The organism is Planomonospora sp. ID67723, from assembly GCF_015711605.1.
Classification (GTDB): Bacteria; Actinomycetota; Actinomycetes; order Streptosporangiales; family Streptosporangiaceae; genus Planomonospora_A.
The window spans coordinates 428,688-450,811 of record NZ_JABTEZ010000004.1; the positions used below are offsets into that span (position 1 = coordinate 428,688).

28 protein-coding genes and 2 pseudogenes are annotated in these 22,124 nt (G+C 71.5%); 23 read left to right on the plus strand and 7 right to left on the minus strand.

The window, feature by feature from the left end; all coding sequences use genetic code 11:
• Window positions 1-153: 153 nt before the first annotated feature.
• The 6 genes from HS041_RS28615 to HS041_RS28635 all read left to right on the plus strand — a co-directional run bounded on the left by HS041_RS28615 (window position 154) and on the right by HS041_RS28635 (window position 2,528).
• A complete protein-coding gene (locus tag HS041_RS28615; protein ID WP_196443938.1) occupies window positions 154-975 on the plus strand; it encodes a hypothetical protein in 822 nt (273 codons plus the stop codon).
• The gene (locus HS041_RS39515; protein WP_255530093.1) at window positions 975-1,106 is read left to right on the plus strand and encodes a hypothetical protein; all 132 of its coding nucleotides are present in this window, start codon (window positions 975-977) and stop codon (window positions 1,104-1,106) included. Before HS041_RS28615 ends, HS041_RS39515 begins: the two co-directional genes overlap by 1 nt.
• A gap of 72 nt (window positions 1,107-1,178) precedes the next feature.
• On the plus strand, window positions 1,179-1,460 hold the full coding sequence (locus tag HS041_RS28620) for a hypothetical protein (RefSeq protein WP_196443939.1): 282 nt from the start codon (window positions 1,179-1,181) through the stop codon (window positions 1,458-1,460).
• The gene (gene merT / locus HS041_RS28625) at window positions 1,457-1,783 is read left to right on the plus strand and encodes a mercuric ion transporter MerT (RefSeq protein WP_196443940.1); all 327 of its coding nucleotides are present in this window, start codon (window positions 1,457-1,459) and stop codon (window positions 1,781-1,783) included. The genes HS041_RS28620 and merT overlap by 4 nt, the downstream gene beginning before the upstream one ends.
• A 68-nt stretch (window positions 1,784-1,851) precedes the next feature.
• Window positions 1,852-2,184: a YnfA family protein gene (locus tag HS041_RS28630; RefSeq protein WP_196443941.1), complete on the plus strand. Its 333-nt coding sequence runs from the start codon at window positions 1,852-1,854 to the stop codon at window positions 2,182-2,184.
• 128 nt (window positions 2,185-2,312) lie between these two features.
• Window positions 2,313-2,528: a hypothetical protein gene (locus HS041_RS28635; protein WP_196444402.1), complete on the plus strand. Its 216-nt coding sequence runs from the start codon at window positions 2,313-2,315 to the stop codon at window positions 2,526-2,528.
• Here HS041_RS28635 and HS041_RS28640 read toward each other — a convergent pair.
• Complete coding sequence (locus HS041_RS28640; protein ID WP_196443942.1) at window positions 2,491-3,114, minus strand: hypothetical protein; 624 nt, start codon at window positions 3,112-3,114, stop codon at window positions 2,491-2,493. The genes HS041_RS28635 and HS041_RS28640 overlap by 38 nt on opposite strands.
• 87 nt (window positions 3,115-3,201) lie before the next feature.
• Between HS041_RS28640 and HS041_RS40215 the strand changes: the two genes are divergently transcribed.
• From HS041_RS40215 to HS041_RS28660, 4 genes are all read left to right on the plus strand, one after another.
• Window positions 3,202-4,257, plus strand: a complete 1,056-nt coding sequence (locus tag HS041_RS40215; protein WP_196443943.1) for a sensor histidine kinase — start codon at window positions 3,202-3,204, stop codon at window positions 4,255-4,257.
• Window positions 4,254-4,919: a response regulator transcription factor gene (locus tag HS041_RS28650; RefSeq protein ID WP_307845500.1), complete on the plus strand. Its 666-nt coding sequence runs from the start codon at window positions 4,254-4,256 to the stop codon at window positions 4,917-4,919. The genes HS041_RS40215 and HS041_RS28650 overlap by 4 nt, the downstream gene beginning before the upstream one ends.
• 294 nt (window positions 4,920-5,213) lie before the next feature.
• Window positions 5,214-5,492 (plus strand): heavy-metal-associated domain-containing protein, encoded by a 279-nt coding sequence (locus HS041_RS28655; protein WP_196443945.1) that lies wholly within the window; start codon window positions 5,214-5,216, stop codon window positions 5,490-5,492.
• A 152-nt stretch (window positions 5,493-5,644) separates the two neighbouring features.
• Window positions 5,645-7,075, plus strand: coding sequence for an MFS transporter (locus HS041_RS28660; RefSeq protein ID WP_196443946.1), 1,431 nt, complete (start codon window positions 5,645-5,647; stop codon window positions 7,073-7,075).
• Window positions 7,076-7,129: 54 nt separating this feature from the next.
• Here the strand turns inward: HS041_RS28660 and HS041_RS28665 are convergent, their stop codons facing one another.
• On the minus strand, window positions 7,130-7,360 hold the full coding sequence (locus tag HS041_RS28665) for a hypothetical protein (protein WP_196443947.1): 231 nt from the start codon (window positions 7,358-7,360) through the stop codon (window positions 7,130-7,132).
• 181 nt (window positions 7,361-7,541) lie between these two features.
• Here HS041_RS28665 and HS041_RS28670 point away from each other — a divergent pair, with 181 nt between their 5' ends.
• From HS041_RS28670 to HS041_RS38770, 5 genes are all read left to right on the plus strand, one after another.
• Window positions 7,542-7,823, plus strand: a complete 282-nt coding sequence (locus HS041_RS28670) for a metal-sensitive transcriptional regulator (RefSeq protein WP_196443948.1) — start codon at window positions 7,542-7,544, stop codon at window positions 7,821-7,823.
• A 46-nt stretch (window positions 7,824-7,869) separates the two neighbouring features.
• Window positions 7,870-8,079 (plus strand): heavy-metal-associated domain-containing protein, encoded by a 210-nt coding sequence (locus HS041_RS28675; RefSeq protein WP_230879835.1) that lies wholly within the window; start codon window positions 7,870-7,872, stop codon window positions 8,077-8,079.
• Window positions 8,076-9,074, plus strand: a complete 999-nt coding sequence (locus HS041_RS28680; protein ID WP_196443949.1) for a DUF8832 domain-containing protein — start codon at window positions 8,076-8,078, stop codon at window positions 9,072-9,074. Before HS041_RS28675 ends, HS041_RS28680 begins: the two co-directional genes overlap by 4 nt.
• Window positions 9,075-9,111: 37 nt before the next feature.
• Window positions 9,112-11,370 (plus strand): heavy metal translocating P-type ATPase, encoded by a 2,259-nt coding sequence (locus HS041_RS28685; RefSeq protein WP_196443950.1) that lies wholly within the window; start codon window positions 9,112-9,114, stop codon window positions 11,368-11,370.
• Window positions 11,371-11,635: 265 nt separating this feature from the next.
• The gene (locus HS041_RS38770) at window positions 11,636-12,532 is read left to right on the plus strand and encodes a hypothetical protein (protein WP_230879836.1); all 897 of its coding nucleotides are present in this window, start codon (window positions 11,636-11,638) and stop codon (window positions 12,530-12,532) included.
• A gap of 97 nt (window positions 12,533-12,629) precedes the next feature.
• Here the strand turns inward: HS041_RS38770 and HS041_RS28695 are convergent, their stop codons facing one another.
• Window positions 12,630-13,253 carry a TetR/AcrR family transcriptional regulator gene (locus tag HS041_RS28695; protein WP_196443951.1) on the minus strand — a complete coding sequence of 208 codons (624 nt, stop codon included), beginning with the start codon at window positions 13,251-13,253 and terminating at the stop codon, window positions 12,630-12,632.
• A 114-nt stretch (window positions 13,254-13,367) separates the two neighbouring features.
• Here HS041_RS28695 and HS041_RS28700 point away from each other — a divergent pair, with 114 nt between their 5' ends.
• Window positions 13,368-13,601: a hypothetical protein gene (locus tag HS041_RS28700; protein WP_196443952.1), complete on the plus strand. Its 234-nt coding sequence runs from the start codon at window positions 13,368-13,370 to the stop codon at window positions 13,599-13,601.
• Entirely contained in the window at window positions 13,598-14,140 is a 543-nt protein-coding gene (locus HS041_RS28705) for a hypothetical protein (RefSeq protein ID WP_196443953.1), read from the plus strand. The genes HS041_RS28700 and HS041_RS28705 overlap by 4 nt, the downstream gene beginning before the upstream one ends.
• Before the next feature lie 465 nt (window positions 14,141-14,605).
• Here the strand turns inward: HS041_RS28705 and HS041_RS28710 are convergent, their stop codons facing one another.
• On the minus strand, window positions 14,606-14,980 hold the full coding sequence (locus HS041_RS28710; protein ID WP_196443954.1) for a carboxymuconolactone decarboxylase family protein: 375 nt from the start codon (window positions 14,978-14,980) through the stop codon (window positions 14,606-14,608).
• Window positions 14,981-15,061: 81 nt separating this feature from the next.
• Here HS041_RS28710 and HS041_RS28715 point away from each other — a divergent pair, with 81 nt between their 5' ends.
• The 5 genes and pseudogenes from HS041_RS28715 (at window position 15,062) to HS041_RS28735 (ending at window position 18,054) form a co-directional block, all read left to right on the plus strand.
• Window positions 15,062-15,928 (plus strand): LysR family transcriptional regulator, encoded by an 867-nt coding sequence (locus tag HS041_RS28715; protein WP_196443955.1) that lies wholly within the window; start codon window positions 15,062-15,064, stop codon window positions 15,926-15,928.
• 319 nt (window positions 15,929-16,247) lie between these two features.
• Window positions 16,248-16,406 (plus strand): annotated as a pseudogene (locus HS041_RS28720) (antibiotic biosynthesis monooxygenase); the annotation flags it as partial.
• A gap of 91 nt (window positions 16,407-16,497) precedes the next feature.
• Window positions 16,498-16,983: a DsbA family oxidoreductase gene (locus HS041_RS28725; protein WP_196443956.1), complete on the plus strand. Its 486-nt coding sequence runs from the start codon at window positions 16,498-16,500 to the stop codon at window positions 16,981-16,983.
• Between the two features lie 334 nt (window positions 16,984-17,317).
• Window positions 17,318-17,569 (plus strand): hypothetical protein, encoded by a 252-nt coding sequence (locus HS041_RS28730; RefSeq protein ID WP_374058879.1) that lies wholly within the window; start codon window positions 17,318-17,320, stop codon window positions 17,567-17,569.
• Window positions 17,570-17,844: 275 nt separating this feature from the next.
• Window positions 17,845-18,054: a hypothetical protein gene (locus HS041_RS28735; protein ID WP_196443957.1), complete on the plus strand. Its 210-nt coding sequence runs from the start codon at window positions 17,845-17,847 to the stop codon at window positions 18,052-18,054.
• 109 nt (window positions 18,055-18,163) lie between these two features.
• Here the strand turns inward: HS041_RS28735 and HS041_RS28740 are convergent, their stop codons facing one another.
• Window positions 18,164-19,090, minus strand: coding sequence for an aminoglycoside phosphotransferase family protein (locus HS041_RS28740; protein ID WP_196443958.1), 927 nt, complete (start codon window positions 19,088-19,090; stop codon window positions 18,164-18,166).
• A gap of 347 nt (window positions 19,091-19,437) precedes the next feature.
• On the opposite strand from HS041_RS28740, the gene HS041_RS28745 reads away from it, so the two are divergent.
• Complete coding sequence (locus HS041_RS28745) at window positions 19,438-20,238, plus strand: class I SAM-dependent methyltransferase (RefSeq protein ID WP_196443959.1); 801 nt, start codon at window positions 19,438-19,440, stop codon at window positions 20,236-20,238.
• 5 nt (window positions 20,239-20,243) lie between these two features.
• On the opposite strand, the pseudogene HS041_RS28750 reads toward HS041_RS28745, so the two are convergent.
• Both HS041_RS28750 and HS041_RS28755 read right to left on the minus strand, forming a co-directional pair.
• Window positions 20,244-20,423 (minus strand): annotated as a pseudogene (locus HS041_RS28750) (transposase); the annotation flags it as partial.
• Between the two features lie 236 nt (window positions 20,424-20,659).
• Window positions 20,660-22,078, minus strand: coding sequence for a VCBS repeat-containing protein (locus HS041_RS28755; RefSeq protein WP_196443960.1), 1,419 nt, complete (start codon window positions 22,076-22,078; stop codon window positions 20,660-20,662).
• Between the last annotated feature and the right edge of the window lie 46 nt (window positions 22,079-22,124).

Consider the following 22,124-nt stretch of genomic DNA (forward strand, 5'->3'; position numbering starts at 1 on the left):
CGCCCGGTTGTTGTCAGTGAAGACCGGCGGCCCCGGGGTCCGCCTGATGTCCTCGCTCGGTGATGAGCCGGTGATGAGTTCGCCCATAGGACTTGCATCCGGTACCCAGGTACAGCCCTACCGTCGAAGCACACCGATCGACGGGAGGACGTCATGGCAGGTCAGAGCACGAGTGGCGGGTGCGCGCTGCACCCCGTCCCAACCGGCGACATGACCGGCGCCGCGGCGGTACGGGCGCGGTTCCTCGCCGGCGCCGAGCAGCTGGATATCACCGGTGCGGTCCTGACCGAGCTGGTGGGCCTGTTCGACGGTGGCGACTGCGCCGTGGTGCAGGCGCGCATGCGGCAGCTGACGGCAGAGCGGCTGGAGGCGGCCGAGCGGGCCGTCATTGAGCAGATCGAGCATGCGGCTGGTGTGCGCCGGGCCGATGCCGGTGCGGGTGGTGACGTGCTGGCCGCGCTGCAGACCGGCACGGCGGAGCTGACCGGCCAGATGGCCCGGTTGCAGGCCGCCGCTCAGCACCTGGCCGCCTCGGCCCGCGCCGGGGCGTGCGACCAGGAGTGCGCGTGCCTGGGCGCGGCGTCGGCGGTGACCACTCCGAAGATCCCCCTCTCCCGCACCGCCCTGACCCTCACCGATGCGACGGCACCGGCGGCGGAGCCGGAGATCGTGTGCACGCTGGGCGGGGGAGTGGACGCGATGCGGGAGCGCGTGGCCGCCTGGCAGGCGGTTCTCGCCCCCGCCGGCGGCCGCCAGGCCGTCGAGGGCGGGCTGCGGCTGACCTATGCCCACGACGCCGACGTCGCGGTGGAGCTGGCCCGCCTGGCGGCCGCCGAGTTCGCGTGCTGTTCGTTCTTCACCTTCACCCTCAGCCTCGGCCCTGGCGGCATGACGTTCACCGCCACCGCGCCGGAGGCCGCTCAGGAACTGGTGACCGCGTTGTTCGGCACCGCCGACATCCCGGAGACCGGGTGATGGAGACGATCAGCCGCGAGCAACTGCGCGTCCTGCTGGAGGCTGACGCGGTGGTGCCCATTGAGGCTCTGCCGGCGGCCGCCTACGCCGCCGGGCCATCCCCGGCGCCGTCAACGTGCCCGACCGGCTGACCGCGGCCCTGGCCGCCCAGCTCGCCCCGGACCCGACAATCTCCGTGGCGGTCTACTGCTCCGGTCCGGCCTGTGGACGCTCCAAGACCGTGGACGCTCCAAGACCACTGCGGCCGCTTTCGCCCGCCTCGGCCACACCGGCGTGCGCGTGTATGCGGGCGGCAAGAACGCGCCAAAACCGAACTCGCCGGAGTCGACGCCCGCATCACCGACCTGACCACCATCCGCACCGCCCTGGAGCAGGTCGTGGCCGCCCGCTGCGACAGCCTCACCCCCTGCACCTGCACCTGCACCTGCACCTGCGCCGACTGCCCGCTGCCGTTCGCCGACCTGGCCGGAGGAGAAACCCGATGACCCTGCCCACCGACCGCCCCACCCTGCCCACGACCGCCGCTCGCCGCCCCGCGGGCCCGGACAACGCGCCCCCCACCCGCAGCAAGGTCACCGCCGCCCTGGCCGTGCTGGCGTGCGCGGTCTGCTGCGCCCTGCCGCTGCTGATCGCGGGCGGCCTGCTGACCGGAGCCGGCGCCGCACTGGTGGAAAACGCCCTGCTGGCCGTCTCCGGGCTGCTGATCGCCGCCGCGGCGGGCATGTGGTGGCTGCACCGGCGCCGCACCGCCCGTCAGGCCGCCGCCTCTGGAGTCAGCTGCGGATGCGGCGGTGGCTGCGGATGCTGACCGCCCGCCGCGCCGCGGCGGTGGGCCGGTCATGGTCCGGCCCGCCGCCTGTGCTGGGATAGCCGGTCATGACGATCGTCCGCTCGCTGGTGCTGTTCGCCCTGGCCGCCGTCTTCGAGATCGGCGGCGCCTGGCTCATCTGGCAGGGCTGGCGCGAGCACCGCGGCCCAGCGTGGATCGCCGCCGGGATCCTGGCCCTGGCCGCCTACGGGTTCGTGGCCACCTTCCAGCCCGATGCGCACTTCGGGCGGATCCTGGCCGCCTACGGCGGCGTGTTCGTCGCCGGATCCCTGGTCTGGGGCATCGTCATGGACGGCTTCCGCCCCGACCGCTGGGACGTGATCGGCGCGCTGATCTGCCTGGTGGGGGTGGTGGTCATCATGTACGCCCCGCGCGGATAACCGCCCCCGGCCGCCGGTGATCCGCCCGGCGGCTCTTCCCTCACCGCTGATCGGAACCTGATGCCTGCCCTGACCCTCGCCGCGATCCCCAGCCCGCCCGAGGGCGTCTGGCACCTGTCGACGCGCTCTTGATCTGGAGCGAGTCCGGGCCGGGCTGGCGCGGTCTGGGCATCTGGGGCGCCGTGGCCCTGGGCGGGGTGGGCATGTGGATCGCCTGCCGCCGCCGCGGCATCGCCCTGTATGTGGCCGGCTACACCGCGGGCCGGTTCTGGATCGAGGGCCTGCGCGCCGACCCGGCCAACGAGATCAGTGCTTCCTGCGGCGCTGGTGGTAGGCGTAGGTGACGGCGGCGAGCAGTGGCCCCCACAGCAGAAGCGGCAGGTAGCAGAGGTAGAAGATCGCGGCCTCCCAACCGCCCGCTTGTGTGGGGAAGTCCGCGGGAATCGGCTCACCGCCGAGGGTGACCCCGGCGGGCACGGTGACGAAAGCGTAGGTCCACAAGGCCGTCAGGACCACGGCGCCGAGGGCCGCGGGGATGACGGCGACCGGCGTTGGCACTGTGCGGCCACGCAACCCGGGAATCCAGCGCGGGAACCGCTCTCCCCAGGCGGCGACCAACCCGACGGCGGTGAACGCCACCAGCTCCGACACGACCGAAAGGGAGACGATGTAGGCCCGCTCGCCGAACCCGACCCCGTCGCGGAACACGAGCGGGAGCCGCCAGAGGCTGGACGGCAGGACGGTGAACGGGACGGCGTAGGCGGCGAGCCGCGCCCAGCGGGGGACCCCGGGCACCGGAGCATGAGCGGCCCTCCACGCGGTGCGCAGCCGCCCGGTGACCACTGGTGCACCGGCCGTCGCCGATTCTTCCGTTCCGGTGGTCACCGCGGGCGGCGGCCCCGCGCCGGGGGCCCTAGCAGTTCTCGTCATGCCGCCCACGCTAGGAACGGCCGGAGCGGGCCGCCTCCCCCTGGCGAGGGAGGCAGCCGGGCGGGGCGTCGGCTAACGTCGGTCGTCGTGAAGCGCCGTATCGCCCAGGCCGTGAGGGCCGGGATCTACCAGGTGCTGGGCGCCGCGCTGCTGACTCCGCTCGCCGTGGCGCTCGGGCTGCCGATCGTGAACGAGCTGACGCCGGGGCGGGTGCTGGTGCTGTGGGCGGTGTGCCTGCCCGCCGCGGTGTTGCTGGCCATGACGCCGCTGATGCGGCGTCTGGAGGTGGTCGCGCTGTCGGAACTGCTCGACGTCGACGTGCCCGAGCGAGCCGATCGCCTCTACCTGACCGCCCTGACCGGTCTGCACCTGTACGGCGGCGCCACGCTCAGTGCGGGTGTGCTGGCGTTGTCTCCCGGGCTGGTCCCGTTCGGCGGGCTGTGGCGCCCGGCGCCGGGCGAGCTGGCCGAGGTGCTCCTGCTCGCCGCCGCCGTGCTGGCGGCGATGGTCGCCGCAGGATTCGGCCAGCGCTGGGCAGCCCGCCGACTGCTGCGCACCGAGCCGTCCCGGCTGATCGGCGAACTCGGCCGCCGCCAGAGCCTCGCCCTGGAGCTGCACGATTCGGTCGGCCATGCCCTCAGCGTCGTCCTGGTGCAGGCCATGGCTGCCCAGGCGGCGCTGCAGCGGACCGCGCCCGCGCTCGCCGCGCAGTCGCTGGAGCATCTGACGACCACCGCCCGCCACGCCCAGCAGGACCTCGACGTGCTGTTGAGCGTGCTCGACGACGGCACCACGGCCGAAGCGCCCACACTGGAGGCGCTCGGCGCCCTCACCCGCGGCCTCGACGTGCACGCGAGCGTCGGCCCCCTCGACAAGGTGCCGGCCGCGACCTCGCGCGCGGCCTTCGCCATCGCCCGGGAGGCGCTCACCAACGCCCTGCGCCACGGGCACGGCCCGGTCACGCTCGACGTCGCCGTCGAGGCCGACCTGATCCTGACCGTGGCCAACGCGACCGCAGGCGCCTGCGGCGGGCAGGGCCGCGGCCTGACCGGCATGCGCATGCGGGCCCGCCTGGCCGGCGGGACGTTCACCTGGGAGGAGGCGGGCGGGACATGGCGCGTTCAGGCGAGGCTGCCGCTGTGATCCGGGTCGTCCTGGCCGACGACGAGAAGCTGATCCGTTCGGGATGGACGACCATGCTCTCCCTGCACGACGACATCGCGGTGGTGGGCGAGGCGGCCGACGGCCACCAGGCCGTCGAGGCCGGCGCCGGCGCCGACGTCGTGCTGATGGACATCCGCATGCCCCGTATGGACGGCCTGGACGCGACCCGGGAACTCGCCCGGCGTTGCCCGGCGACGCGCGTCATCGTGGTCACCACGTTCGAGAACGACCAGCTGGTCTGGGGCGCCCTGCGCGCCGGCGCCGCCGGGTACGTGCTCAAACGCGCGCCCGCCGGCGAGCTGGTGGAGGCCGTCCGGCTGGTGCACGCACGCGACGCGGTGCTCTTCCCCGACGCGCTGCGCCGCATCGCCTCCCCGCATCTCGGTACGGCCGAACCGCGCACGCCGGTCGGGCTGACTCCACGCGAGCTGGACGTCCTGCGGCACATCGCGCTCGGACGGAACAACGCGGAGATCGCGGCGGCCCTGCACGTGACGACGGAGACGGTCAAGACGCACGTCGGCAACGTCCTGGACAAGCTCGGCGCCCGTGACCGCACCCAGGCGGCGATCCTCGCCTACGAACTCGGTCTCGTCTTCGCCGGCGCCGGTGCTGAGGAACCCGGGAGTCGTTGGCGCTGACGGTAGAAGCGTCCGGGGTGGGGTCGGCCGTGTCCGGCGTGCTGGTCGTAGTCGCCCCTGCTGAAGCCGGCCGCCTCGGCGGTCAGGTGCTCGCGGATCAGGGCGATCGCCGCAGGAGGCGCAGCTGCCGCAACGCCGCGTGGCACCCGGCCCTGCACGCCTTGCGAGCACGTCGGCCAGGTGCGGCCCGCCGGATGTCGGATGTCGGCCGCCACTTGAGGAATGAAACCCCATAGGGGTATGTTGCGACCCGACAGCAGATACCCCACTGGGGTACATGAAGGGAAGGCGCCCATGTGCACGGCATGCTCCTGCAGCACCACGGACACCACCTCCGCCCCGGTCGGGACCGGCGCGGGCACCGTCTACACGGTCACCGGCATGACCTGCGGGCACTGCGTCTCGTCGGTCTCGGCGCAGGTCGGCCGGATCCCGGGCGTGACCGGTGTGGGGGTGGACCTGCCCGCCGGCGAGGTCAGCGTCAGCGGTGCGGGATTCTCCGACGAGCAGGTCCGCGCGGCCGTGGAGCGGGCCGGCTACACCCTGGCCGGCGCGGCGCCCGCCTCCGCCTGAAGGCCCATAAAGGACGGTCCCGGACAACAGACGGTGGGCGTGCACTGGCATGCACGCCCACCCGCGGGGCCGGTCCGAATCGACATCCACCCAACCCCCTACGACGCATCCTGCCATCTTTCGGCACGGAGGCGAGAAACCAGGAGAACGGCATGAACGCCGTCAGTCCCCGCAGGTGGCAGGCACTCATCGTGCTGGCCGCCGCACAGTTCATGGTCATCATGGACACCTCCATCATCGGCGTCGCGCTACCCGACATGCAGGCCGACCTGGGCTTCAGCCCCGGCGGCCTGCAGTGGGTGTTCAACGCCTACGTCGTCGCCTTCGGCGGCCTGCTGCTGCTCGGCGGCCGGCTGTCGGACCTGTTCGGCGCCCGGAAGGTCTTCACCACCGGCTGGATCATCCTGATCGCCGGATCCGTCGTCGCCGCGGCGGCCGGCACCGCCTGGGTCGAGATCCTCGGCCGGGCCGTGCAAGGCGTCGGCGGCGCGCTCATCGCCCCCGCCGCGATGACGCTGCTCATGATGCTGTTCGGTCACGACCAGCGAGAACTGGGCAAGGCCATGGCCCTGTACGGCGCCGCCGCGCCCGCGGGCGGCACCGCCGGCGTCTTCCTCGGCGGCGTCATCACCGAATACCTGAGCTGGCCGTGGGTGTTCATCGTCTACGTCCCGATCGGCCTGGCCACGCTGGCGGCCGTCCCCGCCCTGCTCCCGGCCGTCGCCGGCCGGCGCGGCTCGCTCGATCTGCTCGGCGCAGCCGCGGTCACCGCGGGCATCGCACTGGCCGTGTTCGCCATCGTGCGCGCCCCCGAACAGGGCTGGAGCTCGGCCGCCACCGTGCTGGAGCTGGCCGGGGCCGTCGCACTCCTGGTGGCGTTCCTGCTCATCCAGCGCAGCGTGCGCGAGCCGCTCATGCCGCTCGCGATCTGGCGCACCCCGGGCCTGGCCACCGCCAACCTGGCCATGGCGCTGCTGGGGGCGGCATGGATCCCGATGTGGTACTTCCTCAACCTCTATCTCCAGCAGGTGCTGGGCTACGGCGCCTTCGCCAGCGGCGCGGCGCTGCTGCCGATGACCGTCGCCATCATGATCTTCATGATCGCCATCACCGCCCGGCTGCTCGGCCGCTTCGGCGCCAAGCCGCTCATCACCGGTGGCCTGCTGATCCTGGCCGCGGGCGTGGCGGGCCTGTCGCTGGTGCGCCCCGACGGGGCGTTCGCCGCCGACGTGCTGCCCGCCTCGCTGGTGGCCGCGGTCGGCATGTCCCTGGCCTACATCCCGGCGATGATGTCGGCCATGTCCGGAGCGCGGCCGGAGGACAGCGGGCTGGCCTCCGGCATCGTCAACACCACCTACCAGGTCGGCTCCGCGCTCGGCCTGGCGGTCATGACCGCGATCGCCACCTCCTCCGGCGCCGACCGGCTCGGCGACCTGCCCCGGCTCACCGGCGGCTTCCAGGCCGCCTTCATCGGCGCCGGGACCGTCGCGGCGGCCGGGGCGGTCCTGACGGTGCTGCTCATGCGCCGCCCCAAGCCGGCGACCACCGAGACGGACGCGCGGCAGGAGGCGGTCAGGGCCTGAGCCGGCCCACGTCGCCCGCCCGGGTGTCCACCCGCGCAGCGCGGCAGGCCGTCATCACAGCGGACCGTTTTGATCAGGATCATCGGGCGTGCCACCCGGAGGTCTCCTCCGGGTGGCACGCCTGTCGTGCAGGGCGAGGAGACAACAGGACAACGTGGACGTGTCGTCGCGGGTCTCCAGCAGCACCTGGGCGGCTCTGACCCGGATCTGCTCGACGTAGCGGCCGGGGGTGATGCCCACGTCCTTGGTGAAGCGGCGGGAGAAGTCGGCAGCCGACCGGGCCACGACAGTGAGATCGCCGTGATCGGTGGTGCGGACGGCTTCTGGAGCAACCGCACGGACCGATGTCCGGCTGCGCTCCGCCCGCTACCGGCCGGTTGCGTCGAATGAATCCACGAGAATCGAAATACGGTAGGGGGGTATGGTGTTGTGAGAGATGAGAGCACGATGACCGGGAGGCGGGGACATGGCGGGATACACCCACGACAGGCAGGACCACCTCAGGCGGCTGCGCCGCATCGAGGGGCAGGTTCGCGGCCTGCAGCGGATGGTCGAGGAGGACAAGTACTGCATCGACATCCTCACCCAGGTCTCGGCGGCCAACCGGGCCCTGCAGTCCTTCGCCCTGGCCCTGCTGGAGGAGCACATGGCCCACTGCGTGGCCGACGCCACCGCCAAGGGCGGCGCCGAGGCCGAGGCCAAGGTCAAAGAGGCCTCCGAGGCCATCGCCCGCCTGGTGCGCTCCTGACCACCCTGACCACTAGATCGACCAGCAACGACAAGGAGTGATCATCATGACCACCACCTACACCGTCGCCGGGATGACCTGCGGCCACTGCGTCAGCTCGGTCACCGAAGAGGTCGGCGCCGTCCCCGGCGTCACCGGTGTCGACGTCGACCTGGCCGCCGGCCGGGTGAGCGTCGACAGCGACGGCCCGATCGACCCCGCCGCGGTCGCGGCCGCCGTGGAGGAGGCCGGGTACGAAGTGGTGACGCCGTCGTGAACACCCCCGCCAAGCTGGGGGCCTACGCCCTCGGACTCGCCGTGGTCTTCGGTGGGGCGCTGGGGATCGGCAACGCCGTCGGCGCTGTCGCCTCCCCACCCGCCGCGCAACCCCACACCGTCCACGAGGCCCCGAGCGCGACTCCCCGCCGACCCGCCGCGGCGGCCCCGGCGTCCCTTCCAGGAGGCCTTCAGATGTCCGAAAGCGGCTACACCCTCACCCCGCAGACGACGACCGTCCCACCCGGCGAGGCCACCGACTTCCGGTTCACCGTCACCGGGCCCGACGGCCGGCCGCTGACCGGTTATCAGACCCAGCACGGCAAGCAGCTTCACCTCATCGTGGTCTCCCGCGATCTGGGCGACTTCCAGCACCTGCACCCGGCCAAGGCCGCCGACGGAACCTGGTCGGTGAAGCTGACCCTGCCGGAGGCGGGCGTCTACCGGGCGTTCGCCGACTTCGCCCCCGAAGGCGGCCATGGGCTGACCTTGGGAACGGACCTGCACGCCGCCGGTGACTACACGCCCAGGGCGCTGCCCGAGGTGAGCCGCACCGCCACGGTCGACGGCTACACGGTGGAGCTGGGCGGGGAGCTGGTCCCCGGCGCCTCCAGCGCCCTGACGCTGACGGTGAGCAAGGACGGCAAGCCGGTCACCGACCTGCAGCCGTACCTGGGCGCCTACGGGCACCTGGTCGCGCTGCGCGCCGGAGACCTGGCCTACCTGCACGTGCACCCCGACGGCGAGCCCGGCGACGGCACGACGGCGGCCGGTCCGGGCATCACCTTCCACGCCGAGGTGCCCAGCCGCGGCGACTACCGGCTCTTCCTGGACTTCCAGCACGAGGGAGTCGTGCGGACCGCGGCCTTCACCGCCCACGCCGGCCAGAGCCCGGCCCCGACGGCGACCCCCGCCCGTCCTGCCGACACGGCGCCCACGCCGCGGCCCGCAGCAACCCCTGAGAAGTCCGGCTCGCACGGCGAGCACACGCACTGACGCACATGCGCGACGCGAGAAAGGAACGGTGACGTCGATGTCCCCCGTGACCGACGACAGACCACCGGCCGCCACCGGCGCGGTCGAGCTCTCCATCGGCGGCATGACCTGCGCGTCCTGCGCCAACCGCATCGAGCGCAAGCTCAACAAGCTCGACGGCGTGACCGCGACGGTCAACTACGCCACCGAGAAGGCCAAGGTCACCTTCCCCGAGGGCCTCGACCCGCAGACGCTGATCGAGCAGGTGGAGCAGGCCGGCTACAGCGCCGCGCTGCCCGCCCCGCCCGCCGGGCACACCGCCGGGCAGGCCGCCCCGCAGGAGGCGGCCGACGAACTCGCGTCGCTGCGCGCCCGCCTGATCACCTCCGTCGTGCTGGCCGTGCCGGTGATAGCGATGGCGATGATCCCGCCCCTGCAGTTCACCCACTGGCAGTGGCTGTCGCTCACCCTGGCCGCTCCGGTCGTGGTCTACGCGGGCTGGCCGTTCCACAAGGCCGCCTGGACCAACCTGCGGCACGGCGCCGCCACCATGGACACCCTGGTCTCGCTCGGCACGATCGCCGCGCTCGGCTGGTCGTTGTGGGCGCTGTTCTTCGGCAGCGCGGGCACGGCGGGGATGACCCACCCGTTCGCGTTCACCATCGAGCGCACCGACGGCTCGGGCAACATCTACCTGGAGGCCGCCGCCGGGGTGACCGCGTTCATCCTGGCCGGGCGCTACTTCGAGGCGCGCTCCAAGCGCCGCGCCGGCGCCGCCCTGCGGGCGCTGCTGGAACTGGGCGCCAAGGACGTCGCCGTGCTGCGCGGCGGCACCGAGGTCCGCATCCCCAGCAACCAGCTGGTGGTCGGGGACCGCTTCGTGGTCCGGCCCGGCGAGAAGATCGCCACCGACGGCGTGGTGGAGGAGGGCTCCTCGGCGGTGGACGCCTCCATGCTGACCGGCGAGTCGGTGCCGGTGGAGGTGCGGCCCGGCGACACCGTGGTCGGCGCGACCGTCAACGCCGGCGGACGCCTGGTGGTGCGCGCCACCCGCGTGGGCGCCGACACCCAGCTCGCCCAGATGGCCAGGCTGGTCGAAGACGCCCAGACCGGCAAGGCCCAGGTGCAGCGCCTGGCCGACCGCATCTCCGGGATCTTCGTCCCCATCGTGATCGCGCTGGCCGTCGGCACGCTCGGCTTCTGGCTCGGCACCGGTGACGGCGCCGGGGCGGCCTTCACCGCCGCGGTCGCCGTACTGATCATCGCCTGCCCCTGCGCGCTGGGCCTGGCCACCCCGACCGCGCTGCTGGTCGGCACCGGCCGCGGCGCCCAGCTCGGCATCCTGATCAAGGGCCCCGAGGTCCTCGAATCGACCCAGAAGATCGACACCGTGGTGCTGGACAAGACCGGCACCGTCACCGAGGGCAGGATGACCCTCGTCGACGTGCACCAGGCCGACGGTGAGGACGCCGAGGAGGTGCTGCGCCTGGCGGGCGCCCTGGAGCACGCCTCCGAGCACCCCATCGCCCAGGCGATCGCCCGCGGCGCGGCCGAGCAGGTGGGTGAGCTGCCCTTCCCCGAGGACTTCGCCAACATCGAGGGGCTGGGCGTGCGGGGCGTCGTCGACGGCCACGCCGTGCTCGTCGGCCGCCCGCAACTGCTGGCCGAGTGGTCCCAGCACCTGCCGGTCGAGCTGGAGCGCAAGCTCGCCGAGGCGCAGGCGGCGGGCCGCACCGCGGTCGCGGTCGGCTGGGACGGCCGGGCCCGCGCGGTCCTGGTCGTCGCCGACACCGTCAAGGCGACCTCCGCCGAAGCCGTCCGGCGACTGCGCGCGCTGGGCTTGACCCCGGTGCTGCTGACCGGCGACAACGAGGCCGTCGCCAGGACGGTCGCGGCCGAGGTGGGCATCGACGAGGTGATCGCCGAGGTGCTGCCCGCCGACAAGGTGGACGTGGTCAAGCGGCTGCAGGAGCAGGGCCGTACGGTGGCCATGGTGGGCGACGGGGTCAACGACGCCGCCGCGCTCGCCCAGGCCGACCTGGGACTTGCGATGGGCACCGGCACCGACGCCGCCATCGAGGCCTCCGATCTGACCCTGGTCCGCGGCGACCTGCGGGTGGCCGCGGACGCGATCCGACTGTCCCGGCGGACCCTGGCCACCATCAAGGGCAACCTGTTCTGGGCCTTCGCCTACAACGTGGCCGCCCTGCCGCTGGCCGCCCTCGGCCTGCTCAATCCGATGATCGCAGGAGCGGCGATGGCGTTCTCCAGCGTGTTCGTGGTCACCAACAGCCTGCGCCTGCGCGGCTTCAGATAGGAACCGCCGCCGCAAACGAGTGGAGTCCTTCCCCCGGTTGGGGGGAAGGACTCCACTCGTTTCCGGCATGAACGACGATCTGCCGCACCCCGACGGCCTGCAGCGGCTGATCGGTCTATGGTCCCGGCAACCCTTCGGCACCCTCCGCGCTCCTGTTCCCGCTACGTTCGGCGGGTCCAGTGGAGAAGACGACCGCTCAACGGCGTATCCGGCGCCGCCCCGGTCGAGGACACCCGTGTCTTCCCCTGGAGGGTCTGCTTTCCTCATGGCTCCAGCCGTCCGCCGTACCGGCCGTTCCCGCGTGCTGACCGTTGCGGTCGGACTGGCCCTGGCCACCGGAGCGCCCCCGGCCGCCGGCGCCGCGCAGGCGGACAACGATCAGCAGGTCATGCTGAAGGGCTCCACCACCGCCTCCTACTTCTGGGACGACGGCTCCGGCCGCGCCGGCGACACCGGCCTGCCCGCCTCCGGCAAGCCCATGCAGAAGGGCCTGGCCGCCAGCCCGAGCTGGCCGCTGCTGACCGAGGGCTACGTCGTCCACAAGGGCAAGAAGGCCCCCTTCTTCGTCGGCGACCGCGGCCCCGGCGAGCCCTCCGGCCGCGGCATCATGCTCGATCTGGACGCCAAGACCTTCGCCGACCTCACCGGCGGCACCTTCGACCCGCGCACGCTGACCGTGCACGGCAACGGCGGTCTGGGCCACATCAAGGTCGACTACGTCATCACCAAGTGGGGCCCGGGCGTCGGCAAGAAGAACCACCCGGTGCCGTTCTCCACCCGCGCCTGGTCGATCAGGGACACCGACCCCGCCGAACCCGTGACCATCCCGCACGAGGCCGAAGCCGAACCGGAGAAGACCGCGCCCCCTCCGGCGGGAAGCGCTCAGACCGGGGTGAAGACTCCGGCCGCCTCTCCCGCTCCGATACAGACCACCAGAGCCGAAGCCGCCGCTTCCTCAGCGGTCGACGACTCCGGCGGCATCTCCACCGGGATCCTCCTGACGGCTGTCGGCGCGGCCGTCGGGGGAGCGGTCACCGGTAGGCGGCTCCTGAACAGGCGTCTGATCGGCCGGAACGGCCCGCCGATGTCAAGGCGCTCCGCACGCAGCCGAGCGCGCGGCCGGCACCGCCGTACGGGTGGCCGCCACGCTCGCCCTCGCTGAACGGGTCGCGATCGGCTCGGAAGGAATATCGGTGCCGAGGGGGAGGCTCAGCGCGCCGGTCTGCACCCCAGGCCTGCCGCGACTGTGAGCGGGCTCGTCAGGAACTGCTCACCACACTCGGCTGACCCCCCAGACGGGACGCACCCCGGCCGGCAGGCGCAGGACGCAACCCCGACACGGTGACCATGACGAGTCGGCGGACCGCGTCGGTGGACGGCAGGCCGCCGGCCGCCGCCAAGGCGTGCATGCAGTAGCCCGCCAGCTCCTCCGGGGCGACGTCGTCACGCAGCTGTCCGGCCTGCACGCCCTCGGCCAGCAGATCCTGCAGGAAATCACGCAGGTGCCGCTGTGCCCGGGCCACATGCTCACCCCGGTGCAGCAGCGCCGCCACCTCACCACCGGGATGCTCGTACTGGATGAGGGCGTAGGCCTCGAGCACCGCTTCGAGCCGCGCTCCGGCGCCGTCGGCCCGATCGCGTAGCTCGGACAGACGGGCCAGGTGACCGGCGACCTGGCGCTCGTGCCAGGCAGTCAAGATCGCCTCCACGTCCGGGAAGTACTTGTACAGCGTCGCGCGCCCGATGCCTGTCTCCTCGGCGATTCGTGACATCGTCACCGATCGCAGCCCGTGCGCGGCCACCAGCGCCGCGGTGGTGTCCAAGGTCGCCTCGCGTACCGCGCGGCGGTGCGCCTCGATGGTCTCGTTCCACAGCTTCGGCACCGCTTCAGTCTACGCATCGCCGATATTGACACATGATGTATTGACATAGACATACTGTCTCGAAAAACTGGTGGGAGAACGTCCTGGCGGGCACCTACGGCACAGGAGACGCACATGACCGACCCTCCGCCCTCTGCGGGCAGTGACGGCACGGGCGGCGACCGCGGGCCGACGCCCCGCTGGGTGAAGGTAGCGGCGATCACGGTGGTCGTCCTGGTGCTGCTCGCCATCGCCGTGATCCTGATCAGCGGCGGCGAGCACGGCCCCGGCCGTCACCTGCCGTCCGGCGACGGCGCTCACCGGACGGCCCTGGTCGCCGGCGCAGCGCGCCACATGGGCGGGCCGTGACCATGGCCCCGGCGGTGCGCAAGCTCGCCCTCACCGTGCACGTCACCTCCTCGGCGGGCTGGCTCGGCGCGGTCGTCTGCTTCCTGGCGCTCGCCGTCACCGGCCTGAGCGGCCAGGACGCCCCGAGGGGACGCGGGCTCTACCCGGCGATGGAGGTGATCACCTGGGCGGCGATCGTCCCGCTGGCCTTCGCTACTCTGCTGAGCGGCGTCGTCTCCTCGCTCGGCACCCCGTGGGGGCTGTTTCGGCACTACTGGGTGCTGGCCAAACTCGCGCTGACCGTTTTTGCGATCGGCGTCCTGGTGATGCAGCTGGGGGTGATCGGTGCAGTGGCGGACGCGGCCGCGATGACAGGGCCGTCCGGCGCCGACCTGCGGGAGCTGCGGATCTCCCTGGTCCTGCACTCCGGCGGTGGCCTGCTGGTGCTGCTTTCGGCCATGGTCTTGGCGGTGTACAAACCACGGGGCACCACCCGGTACGGCCGGCGCGCGCATTCGGAGCGCCCAACCGGGCGGCGGCCCCGCCTCATACAGCGGTGATGGACGGACCGGTGAGAAGCGTTTTGCAGGAGGGGCGATGGACCACACGATCCGCCGCTCCGCCATGCGGGCGGCCCAACCGTGCGGGGTGCCCCGGCGGGCGATGACGGGCTTCACGCCCTTGACCCAGACCATGCGCCGGTACTTGTCATGGTCGTAGCCGCGGTCGGCGGACAAGGTCTTCGGCCGTTGCCGGGGCCGCCCGCGCCGGCCCTGGCAACGGCGGGATCCCCTTGAGCCAGCGGCATGAGCCGGGTGACGTCGCCCGCGGTTGCCGCCGGTCAGGCCGAGGACCGGCGGGATGCCGTCGCCGCCGGCAGGTCACCGGTTCTCCGGCTATCCCGGTTCCGCCGGCGGTCGTGCCACCTGTCGGGACGACCGGAAGGTCACCGGCGCCACCTGAACCGGCGCGGCGTGCAGGCCGTCGCGCACCGGCCGCACAGCCGGGTGACCCTCCGCAGCAGCCTACGCATCGGCCGCCGCCTCGCCGCGCACCTCGCGATGTACCCCGTCACGTGCCTCGTCGTGCAGCCGGATCATGAGAAGGGCGTGCGCGAGGGTCCCGCCCGCCCGTACGGCGGCGGCCACGAGAGCGGTCTCGGCGAGCTCCTCGGCCGTGGCTCCGGCCTCACGTGCCTGGCGGGTGTGGGTGTCGATGCAGTACTCGCACTGAGTGGTCAGCGCGACCCCGATCGCGACGAGCTCCCGGTAGCGGGGCGGGACCGCCCCGCTGGAGCGGCCCACGGCGTTGTGGAAATCGAGGAAGGCCGATGCCTCGGCAGGCGCCAGATCCTTCAGGCGGGGGATCAGATTCAGGTCGGATGGATGTTTGTAGCACATGCTCCGATCACATCCCAGTCGCAGCGGCGGTGTCTAAGTCCGTCTCGGACCGGGTGGTCAACACGCTGATATCGTGCCTGCGTGGACCTGCGGCGGCTGCTGTACTTCGTGACGGTCGCCGAGGAGGGCAACGTCGGGCGAGCCGCCCGCAGGCTGCATATGTCGCAGCCGCCGCTGAGCCAGCGCATCCGCGAACTCGAGGCGGAGCTGGGCTGTGCGCTGTTCGAGCGGACGCCTGCCGGGATGTGCCTCACCCGGCCCGGCGAGATCCTGCTGACCGAAGCCCGCGACCTGCTGGCCAGGGTCGACTCCGCACGCGAACGGGTCCGCGCCGCGGCGGGCGCGCAGCGCCTGGTGGTCGGCGTGCTCGGACCCGGCGAGCAGACGTTGTCGGCGCGGGTCGCGCCAGTCTTCCGGCAGGCCCATCCCGGAGCGCGGGTCGAGCTCCGCCAGGGCGGTTTCTCCGATCCGACGATGGGACTGGCGGCCGGCGCCGTCGATCTCGCGGTCACCCGGGCCCCGTTCGACACCACCGGTCTAGTTCTCCAGGAGGTGACCGAGGAGCCGTGCGTCGTCGTGCTCCCCGCCGATCACCCGCTGTCCGGGGCGCGGGCCGTACGCCTCGCCGACCTCGCCGGGTGCTCGTGGGTGCGGCTCCCGGCGGAGGCGGACGCGCACTGGCGCGCGTTCTGGCAGCCGGTCGGCGATGCGGGCGGACCGGAGGTCCGTTCGGTGGACGAGTGCATGCACGCCGTGCTGTGGGACGGCGCCGTGGCGATGGTGCCCGCCCGGGTCGCGCAGCGCTCTCCCGCGGAGGGCGTGGTCTTCCGCCCGATCACCGACGCCCCGCCGAGCCGCCTGGTCCTCGCCTGGCGCAGGACCGAGAGCTCACCTCTGGTCTCGGCATACGCCCGGCTGCTGGCGGAGGTTCACCGAGCGACACCATGACCGGTGACTTGATTTCGCTGGAGTCAGCCAGCGGCGAGCGCTCGAGCGCGGTGGCGTAGTCGTCGAGGATCGCCGCGTACGGGCCGGGGGAGCACGACGGTCCGGGACCGGGTTGTGTTTCCGGAAGCTGTGCAGAGGACTTGCGCGATCTCTGGGATTGTGTTTCCGGAAGCCACCCTCGGAGTCTGCTTCCGGAATTGAGGCATTCCGAAAGCAGAGCAGGATCGGTTGCGCCTTCGCCCGGGCGTTTGACCTCAACTCTGGTTGAGATCGCACGATGGCGGCCGGGGCGTCGCCCCTGCATCTTGGGGAGTTGTTCATGAGCACCGATTCCGGTTTCCATTCGATCATCGACTACACCGTTGACGGCTTTGACACACAGCGTGAGCTTGCCGAGGCGTTCGCGGAGATCCAAGAGCGGTGGGTGCGCTTCTACCCCGGCTACCGCTCGGCTCGTTTCCATGTGAGCACCGACGGGACCCGGGTATACAACATCGCGCACTGGGCGAGCGAGGCGGACTACCGCCGCTTCGCGGGGACCTACACCCGGCCCGACCGCCGCGGAGGCCATGGCCGGCTGGTGGGGCGAGCAGGCGCCCGCCCGCATCGCCCGCATCCGGTCCGTGGGCGCCGCCGAAGGCCTGGAACTGAACCTGCATCTGGCCCGCCCGGTCAACACCCTCGACGCGCACCGGCTGGTCAAGCTCGCCGCCGACCGCGACCGGGCCGACCAGATGATGGAGCTGCTGCTGCACGCGTACCACACCGAGGGACACAACGTGGCCGACGCGCAGGTCCTGCAGCGCCTCGGCGGCGAGGCCGGGCTGGACACCAGGGAGGTGCGCATTGTGCTGGACGGCGACGACTACGCCGACGAGGTACGCGCCGACCGGCGCCACGCGGCAGAGCACGGCATCACCGGCGTGCCCAGCCTCGTGATCGACGGCCGCCCGCCGGTCTCCGGAGTCCAGCCCGTCGCCGATCTGCAAGGGCTCCTGCGGAACGAACCGGCCGGCTCACACGGCGTTCTGATCAACCCTGACCGGCCTGGCTGACAGACGACTCCGGTCATGCCTGTTGCACCGTCTCGACATCTCTTTCTGAAAGGAATCTCACCAGCGATGGACATCGGTATCGGGTTGCCCGGGCATGCTCGGTGGACCGAAGGCACAACCTTGGTGGAGTGGGCACGCCGTGCCGAAGCACGCGGCTTTTCCACCCTCAGCGTCAGTGACCGTCTGGCCTGGTCGACGCCGGAGCCTTTGATCGCTTTGGCCGGCCACACCCGGCGGGCCCGCCCTGCTGTTCGGCGGCAACTCGAAGGCGACCCTGCGCCGCATCGCCTCGCACGGAACGGGACGGATCGCCGGCGACGCGACCGTACAGGACGTGCAGGACTTCGCACCCCAGATCCGGAAGGCTTGGGAAGCGGCCGGCAGAGCCGGCGCGCCTCGCCTGGTGGCGTCGGTGATGTACGCGCTCGGCTCCGATGCCGAGGCTGCGATCTCCGATGCCATCGGCTCTTACTACGCCTTCGCCGGCGACGAGTACGCGCAGTACGGCATCTCCATCGCCTACACCGAACCGGAACAGATCACCGCCGCGATCACCGCCTCGACCAGATCGGCTGTGACGAACTGATCTTCATGGGCAACGATCCGGATCCCGCACAGGTGGACCTCCTGGCCGAGGTCATCGGCCTCTGACCGCGGGCCGAGACGGGCGAGACGGCCAGCTGACAGTCACCTCGCCCATGCGACATCCATTGACCTCCGACGAAGCCCCGCGTGGCTGGAAGAGGGCTCGTCGCAGGTCCGCCCCCGGGCAACCCGCGCTGCGCTGCTGCTGACCACCGGTCGCCGACGGCGGGCTTACAACTCCCAGCAAAATGACCTTGGCCGTATCCACCCTCCCGGATGATCGTTGATCTGCGTGTGAGGAAGGGTGGGCAGCCTCCGTGGATCGTCTCGGACGGCCTGTGGGAGCGGATCGAGCCGCTGTTGCCGAAGACGGAGCGACGGCAGCGCTACCCCGGGCGCAAGCGGCTGGATGACCGCAAGGCGCTGTGCGGCGGAAAGACGGGTTCTGAGCATCATGTGATCGCCGACGGTGACCTGGAGGCCTAATGGCGATCCCACCTCGCACGCGAACACCAGCGCATCCACCACGGCTACCAGGGCGAATACAACCTCACCGCCTGATCAACGCAGTTGCTCGGAACGAACTACACCCTTCTCATCTCCGCCGGAGCAGCAGCGCCATAGCGATGGCGACTTGGGCAGGTTCGAGGGTGGTCTTGCCGTCGTCGATGTCCCACAGGGCGTTTTGCAGCACGCGGCCGAGGGTCCATCCCACCGCTCGCCCCCGGTCGAGACCGAGGATCTCGGTCAGCAAGTCGAAGCGGCGCAGCACCGCGCGAGCCACATCGCCGGTGGCCTCCACCTCTTCCCACCGGTTGTCCAGTGCCGGCAGCAACTCGAACCCCGGGTGGCCCGCCAGCGGTTCGGGGTCGATGGCCAGCCAGGGTTCCCGTTCCCCCGCCAGGACGTTGTCGTAGTGCAGGTCCCAGTGCAGCAGGCGGTCGCCGGGTTCGCCGATCAGTTCGGCCACGGCGGACGCGCAGGTGCGCACCAGTCGCTGTTCGTCGGGATCCCGCAGTGCCGGTACGGCTTGCGGGACCCGGTCGAGCATGGCCGCGGCGATGTCGGACAGCCGTCGCAGATGCCTTGGAGCAGGCAACGAGGTCAGACGGGCCAGCAGTTCGGCCAGGATCTGCACAGCCGCATCATCGTCGGCCACTGAGGACAGGGGCCGGGTCGCATCCAGGCGTTCCAGCAACTGCGTGCCGCTTATCTCGTCATAGTCGAGCAGGCGCACAATGCCGTTGCCTTTCCACGCCCGCAGGCCGGCGGCGGTGCCGGCGGTCTCCTCCCGCAGCTGCTGGAGCTTGAGGGCGGCAGGTGTCCCGTCGGCCTGAAGTACAGGCAGCACCAGCGAGGCCATGCCGTATGCGGCCGGGCCGTCAGGCCGCAGTCCCCAGCGGTCCAGGAACTTGCCGCCGAGACGCGGCAGATCGGTGATCCAGGTGCGCGCCTCGGCGCCGTTGGCGGCATACGACGCGGCGAACAGGGCGGGAACGTCCATGCGGGTCGAGGTGTTCATGGAAGACATCTCCTTCGTGGGTCCGGGGCGGAGCTGCGACAAACGAAGGAGATCCGGAGGTGCCCGGTTACCGGGCAGGCGTCAAAGCATGCCCTCACCCTACCCGGGCGCGATCACATCCGATCGGAGACGGCTCTGACACTTGCGCGGAGTTCTCGGGGTGGCGCAAGGCACCCGCTTCCTCTCTGGGAGCAGTCACTCAGAACGAACTGCACCCATTCCAAAATGAACGGTGTGCTGGTTTCAGGCGGGAAACGCCCGCCGGGCGGCTCCCGTCATGCAGAGATCGCTCAACGCCGATAGCTGAACCGCTACCCCGCACTGCCTTGGGCGGGCAGGTTGGGATCATGGATCTTGGTTTCCGTGGTGAGGTGGCCGATCTCTACCACCGGTACCGGCGCGGTTATCCCCCGGCCGTCATCGACTCGCTGGTGGAGTCGTTCGGTCTCACCGGGGACGACACCGTCGTCGACCTCGGCTGCGGGACCGGTCAACTGGCCCTGCCGATCGCCAGACAGGTGCGGGCGGTCGTCGGCCTGGACCCGGAACCCGACATGCTCCTCCGCGCCCGGCGTGCTGCCGACGAACAGGGGGTCGCCAATGTGAGCTGGATGATCGGGGCCGACACCGACACGCCGACACTGGGCAGGCTGCTCGGCGACGGGACCGTGGGCGCAGTAACCATCGGTCAGGCCCTGCACTGGATGGACCACGACAGACTGTTCCACACACTGGCTCCGCTGGTGCGCCCCGGCGGAGGCGTGGCCGTGCTGGCCAACGGGACCCCGCTCTGGCAGCAGGACACTGCCTGGTCGCGGGCGCTGCGCGACGTCCTGGAGCAGTGGTGCGGTCGCAAGCTCACCCGCACCTGCGGCACCGACGAAGAGAGCCGGAGGCGATACGGCACGAGCCTGGCCGCCGCCGGGTTCGAGGTGCACGAGACCGGTGTCGACTACACCGACGAACTGGACCTCGACCGGATCGTGGGCAGCGTCTACTCGGCACTTCCCGTCGATGAGCTTCCCGCCCCGGACCGCAGGCCCTCCTTCGCCGAGCAGGTCCGCTGTGCGCTGGAGCCGTATGCGCCGTTCACCGAGCACGTCCGCGTGGCGACGCTGATCGGTCGGACTCACGCCGCAACCTCGTGATCATCTCAACATGGGGTTCGGAGGCGGCGCAGGCAGATGATGCTGCACGCCAGGTCGAGCAGGCCCTGCCGGAGATCGGCACGGTGTTCGTAGCGGACGCGTAACCGTTTGAACGGGTGCAGCCGGGCGAAGGTCCGCTCGACCACCCACCGGATGGCGCCCAGCCCGGAGCCGTGCGGGGCGCGCCACCGATACAGCGCATCGGCCGCGGCGACGACCGCCGCGATCAGGCCCGCCATCCAGCCCCAGGTCCGGCTGCTGATCATCGGAGGCTCCGGAGCGCAGGACCGCGCGCGGGGACATGCCGCTGCCCGCCGGGCGTGGAGGCCGGGCGGGCAGCAGTCGTTCCTGTCGGCCGCCTTCGGATGCTTGGTTGCTCTGCTGGGCGTGGCTCCGGGAGCCTTTGACCGCGTCGGTCGGCTTATTTCAGTAGAAATCCGCCGAAATTAGCCTGGGTCGAGTTGAGGCCGTACGAGCTGGGGTGGACGGCTTGGGCGGTGGTGGCCGAGACGCCGGTGGCCGAGCCGTGCAAGACGGCCAGCATGCCGCTGCCCCCGTTCTTGGCGGGGGTGCCGACGATGACCTCGCCCCTGCCGTCACCGGTGACGTCGATGATCGTGATGGCCTGTCCGAAGTGGTCACCGGGCCTGGACTGTTCACGGATCGGGTCGGGCGCGGAGGTCCCGCCGCCGGTGGTCCCGACGCCGTCCTGCGTGATGATCTGAGCGTGTTTGACCACCGGACCGTTGGCGGAGCCGGGGATCACCATGACGGCGCCGGCCTCGCTGTGGCCGGAGACGGTGGCCTTGGCGGCACCGACGGCGATCTCGGCCCAGCCGTCGCCGTTGACGTCGCCCACGGCCAGGCCCGGGCCCAGTTCGGCGGCGTTGGGTAGCGAGGACAGGTCGATGGTGTGGCCGGGGGCGGGGGACGGGCCGGTGGCCCTGCCGTACCAGACCTGCAGCGAGGCGGTGCTCGGGGTGAGCATGACCAGGTCGGTGTGCCCGTCGCCGTTGACGTTGCCCATCGCCAGCTTGGAGTCGTTCTTCGGGCAGCCGTGGCCGGGGGAGGGAGGCGAGGTGCAGGTGGACGGCGAACCCAGCGTGGTGAGCTTTACCGGGGCCCGGTGCGGATCATCGATGAGCCACAGGTGGGGCCCGGGCTCCCCTTCGCCGGAGTGCCTGCTGGCGACGACCGCCATCTCCAGCTTGCCGTCGCCGTCGATGTCGCCGGCGGCGGCGCTCGTCTCGTGGGAGATATAGCTTCGATCTTCGAAGTCGGGGTAGACGGGCTTCGCGTCCCTGTTGTACCAGCCGCCGACGCGGAACCAGTAGCCGCCCCTTGTGGGTCCGACCATGTCGGTTCCCGGCTGGTCGTCGAACTGGCCGCCGGTCAGTCCCCAGGGGCCCAGGAGGGGTCCGATGACGCGGCGCTCGATCGTGGTGGCTCCCTGGGAGGTCCAGGAGTCGACCTGCATGTCGTAATGTCCTTCGGAGACGAGGTCGGTCCTGCCGTCGGAGTCCACGTCGGCAGCGCTTACATGTCGGCCCCACCCCGTGCAGGGTCCCCAGCTCGTGCAGCCTGGCGCGGGGCGGATGATGTGCCGGTGGCTGGTGAGCCCGTCCGGCCCGCCGAAGAGGACGGCTATCAGGCCGGAGTTCCCCGTGCCGGGATAGCCGGGGTAGCTCGGGCTGCCGACGGCCAGGTCGTTGTAGCCGTCGCCGTTGAAGTCGGTGTTCCCCGGCGCCGGGGCGGACGCCCGCGCCGGCCCGTGCGGGGCGGTCAGGGTCGTCACCAGGGCCAGCAGCACCGCCGACCGCACGATCTTCTGGGCATTCATGGAACGGATTCTGATGGGCCGGGGCAGACCTGGCGTCACCCGTACG

Excerpts from the sequence above, each read along its gene's own strand:
- HS041_RS28725 (WP_196443956.1), top strand. The coding sequence starts at position 16,498 with ATGGCCGGCTGGTGGGGCGAGCAGGCGCCCGCCCGCATCGCCCGCATC.
- HS041_RS28640 (WP_196443942.1), bottom strand. The coding sequence starts at position 3,114 with ATGACGAGAACTGCTAGGGCCCCCGGCGCGGGGCCGCCGCCCGCGGTG.
- HS041_RS28685 (WP_196443950.1), top strand. The coding sequence starts at position 9,112 with ATGTCCCCCGTGACCGACGACAGACCACCGGCCGCCACCGGCGCGGTC.
- HS041_RS28735 (WP_196443957.1), top strand. The coding sequence starts at position 17,845 with ATGATCGTTGATCTGCGTGTGAGGAAGGGTGGGCAGCCTCCGTGGATC.
- HS041_RS28740 (WP_196443958.1), bottom strand. The coding sequence starts at position 19,090 with ATGAACACCTCGACCCGCATGGACGTTCCCGCCCTGTTCGCCGCGTCG.
- HS041_RS28670 (WP_196443948.1), top strand. The coding sequence starts at position 7,542 with ATGGCGGGATACACCCACGACAGGCAGGACCACCTCAGGCGGCTGCGC.
- HS041_RS28755 (WP_196443960.1), bottom strand. The coding sequence starts at position 22,078 with ATGAATGCCCAGAAGATCGTGCGGTCGGCGGTGCTGCTGGCCCTGGTG.
- HS041_RS28655 (WP_196443945.1), top strand. The coding sequence starts at position 5,214 with ATGTGCACGGCATGCTCCTGCAGCACCACGGACACCACCTCCGCCCCG.
- HS041_RS39515 (WP_255530093.1), top strand. The coding sequence starts at position 975 with ATGGAGACGATCAGCCGCGAGCAACTGCGCGTCCTGCTGGAGGCTGAC.
- HS041_RS28630 (WP_196443941.1), top strand. The coding sequence starts at position 1,852 with ATGACGATCGTCCGCTCGCTGGTGCTGTTCGCCCTGGCCGCCGTCTTC.
- HS041_RS28660 (WP_196443946.1), top strand. The coding sequence starts at position 5,645 with ATGAACGCCGTCAGTCCCCGCAGGTGGCAGGCACTCATCGTGCTGGCC.
- HS041_RS28615 (WP_196443938.1), top strand. The coding sequence starts at position 154 with ATGGCAGGTCAGAGCACGAGTGGCGGGTGCGCGCTGCACCCCGTCCCA.
- HS041_RS28710 (WP_196443954.1), bottom strand. The coding sequence starts at position 14,980 with ATGTGCTACAAACATCCATCCGACCTGAATCTGATCCCCCGCCTGAAG.
- HS041_RS38770 (WP_230879836.1), top strand. The coding sequence starts at position 11,636 with ATGGCTCCAGCCGTCCGCCGTACCGGCCGTTCCCGCGTGCTGACCGTT.
- merT (WP_196443940.1), top strand. The coding sequence starts at position 1,457 with ATGACCCTGCCCACCGACCGCCCCACCCTGCCCACGACCGCCGCTCGC.
- HS041_RS28700 (WP_196443952.1), top strand. The coding sequence starts at position 13,368 with ATGACCGACCCTCCGCCCTCTGCGGGCAGTGACGGCACGGGCGGCGAC.
- HS041_RS28745 (WP_196443959.1), top strand. The coding sequence starts at position 19,438 with ATGGATCTTGGTTTCCGTGGTGAGGTGGCCGATCTCTACCACCGGTAC.
- HS041_RS28675 (WP_230879835.1), top strand. The coding sequence starts at position 7,870 with ATGACCACCACCTACACCGTCGCCGGGATGACCTGCGGCCACTGCGTC.